Raw genomic sequence first — 2,451 nt, 5'->3', positions numbered from 1 at the left:
ATATAAAAATTCTTCATTAATGATAAACTTTTTAAAAAATGAAATGCTTTTATTTTTTTCCTATGGTAGCTTGAATGATGTAATTGTTGCATATGGGGAAAATAGTTTACTAGGAATATGGGAATTCCCACTATTTTTATTTTTATTTTTCCTTTTAACTACATTAGCCTTCTTTATAATTCGGTCATTTCAATTAAAATAAACTTTTAATTGAACTAACGCATGCATTAATTGAACTAGATCACGAGTCGCAAATATCTTTTTTTATTATGGTAAATAGAAGGTTAGTAGAAGAAGGGATTTATTAAAGCATATGGAATTTTGATTTACGGAGGGATAGCATGAATAATCAATTAGAATTGAAAAAGCATTTACAAGAGTTAGAGCAACAGTTGATAGCGCCTGAAACTCGGACAAAACCAGTAGAAGTAGACAAGTTACTTGCAGACAATTTTTTTGAATTTGGAAGTTCGGGGAATGTTTGGTATAAAAAGGATTTTGTTGGTGATGATGGCCTTAGTGTATTGAAAATGACACTTTCTGAGTTTGAAATATATCCTTTATCAGAAGATACAGTGTTGGCGACTTATTATATAAAAGATGAAACCAGAATGCAGAATACTTTGCGTAGTTCAATTTGGAAATTTATCGATGGTAGATGGCAAATGTTTTTCCACCAAGGCACAATAACAAAATCATAATTACTATAATCTTATGTAACTAACTGGCGCGTTAGTTGAAGAGTGAGAAAAGCCCTTGGCTTTTCTTTTTTATTGAAGCAAGTAATTGGCAGCATTGGTGAATTAAAAAGGTTTCTATCATTTATTGTGGAATATAGTAATTATGAAAGTGGAAATTAATACCATTAATAAAACAAAAAACTTAAAGGAATTAGATGAAAATGAACATAAATATTTCACAAAGAATATCAAATATCCAAAATAATAATCATTTTTCAGGTACAGCATTCGTGAAAGATGATGAAAGAATTTTATTAGATTTAAGCTTTGGTTATGCCAATCGATCCGAATGTTTAAAAAACCTGACATCGACCAGATATGGCATAGCCTCGGGATGTAAGCTCTTTACTTCAATAGCAATATGTCAGCTTGTGGAAAAAGGAAAACTTTCGTTTGATTCTACTTTAATTGAATGTCTTGATATAAATTTTCCGAATTGGGATGAAAGGATAACCATCCATCATTTACTGACGCATACTTCTGGAATACCTGATTATTTTGATGAAGAAGTCATGGATGATTTTGAGGAACTATGGATCAACCACCCTATGTATCACATTAGGCGTTCGAGAGACTTTTTACCACTTTTTCAAAATGAGCATATGAAATCAAAATTGGGAGAGCGGTTTCACTATAATAATGCAGGTTATATATTGCTAGGTTTAGTTGTAGAACAATTAAGTGGGGTTTCCTTTACTGACTACATTGATGCACATATCTTTAATATAGCTGGCATGATGGATTCAGGGTACTTTGAGTTTGATTCTCTTCCTGAAAGGACAGCATTAGGTTATATTGATAATTCAGATGGTACATGGAAAACAAATATCTATTCATTACCAGCTAAAGGTGGACCGGATGGTGGAGCATATGTTACAGCTAATGATATGATGAAATTATGGGATGCCCTTATGAACTACAAACTATTAAAGGTGGCATTTACCAATCAGTTATTAACAGCTCACACCCAAGTTAAAGAAGGTAGTTTTTATGGTTATGGTATATGGATTAAGAAAAATGAAAAGAGTATCACTAAGTACCATGTAATGGGCTATGATCCTGGAGTTAGCTTTCATTCTGCTTATTTTCCCAACTCATCTTTCAAAGTTGTAGTATGCTCAAATAAGTCAGCAGGAGCGTTTGATATTATGAACGGAATTGAAGAAGAATTGACAAAGATTAAACCCCTTAAGTGAAGACAGTAGTAAAATGAGCTATGTATATAACGAATAATCTTGTTCAACTAACTGGCGTGTTAGTTGAAGATCGCGAGTTGCTTGCAACTCGTTTTTTTATTGAAGTAAATGAAAGTTTAGTTGTTTAAGAAATGATAAAATTAGGACATGAATACAACTAGTAAATTAAGGAGTTTGATTTATAAGTGGATAGTGTCATTGAAGGTTTTTTAGAAACTGAAATTACTTATCAGGATTTTTATGAAGGAATAATTTATTTTATAACAAATGACCATATCAGGAATGGCGAGTACGAGTGCAATGAGTATATCATAAAAAAAATGGATTTAAATAATTTTATTATTTTTCCTGAATATACTTTTCCAACCGTTGATACTCCTAGAACTATTCCAAGTTCTACTGCAATTTATAGAGACAAATTTATCGGACAAATAAACGAATATGCTAAGGAACAAGGATTACATACTATTGAACGTTGTTGAACTAACTGGAGCTTTAGTTGTATAACACCAAAG

4 protein-coding genes are annotated in these 2,451 nt (G+C 31.6%); all 4 read left to right on the top strand.

The features are described 5' to 3' along the window. On the top strand, positions 1-202 hold a 202-nt coding region (locus V7056_RS19950; RefSeq protein WP_499704133.1), incomplete at its 5' end, for a hypothetical protein. Between the two features lie 139 nt (positions 203-341). After that, on the top strand, positions 342-701 hold the full coding sequence (locus V7056_RS19945; RefSeq protein WP_499704132.1) for a nuclear transport factor 2 family protein: 360 nt from the start codon (positions 342-344) through the stop codon (positions 699-701). 200 nt (positions 702-901) lie between these two features. Then, entirely contained in the window at positions 902-1,936 is a 1,035-nt protein-coding gene (locus V7056_RS19940; protein WP_499704131.1) for a serine hydrolase domain-containing protein, read from the top strand. 185 nt (positions 1,937-2,121) lie between these two features. Beyond that, the gene (locus V7056_RS19935) at positions 2,122-2,418 is read left to right on the top strand and encodes a hypothetical protein (protein ID WP_499704130.1); all 297 of its coding nucleotides are present in this window, start codon (positions 2,122-2,124) and stop codon (positions 2,416-2,418) included. Positions 2,419-2,451 lie beyond the last annotated feature (33 nt).

Source organism: Bacillus sp. JJ664, assembly GCF_036962205.1.
Taxonomy (GTDB): Bacteria; Bacillota; Bacilli; order Bacillales; family Bacillaceae_G; genus Gottfriedia.
This window is presented reverse-complemented; position numbering and strand designations above follow the sequence as displayed.

Bases quoted from the DNA above. Each gene is read 5' to 3' on its own strand.
- V7056_RS19945 (WP_499704132.1), top strand. From the start codon at position 342: ATGAATAATCAATTAGAATTGAAAAAGCATTTACAAGAGTTAGAGCAA.
- V7056_RS19940 (WP_499704131.1), top strand. From the start codon at position 902: ATGAACATAAATATTTCACAAAGAATATCAAATATCCAAAATAATAAT.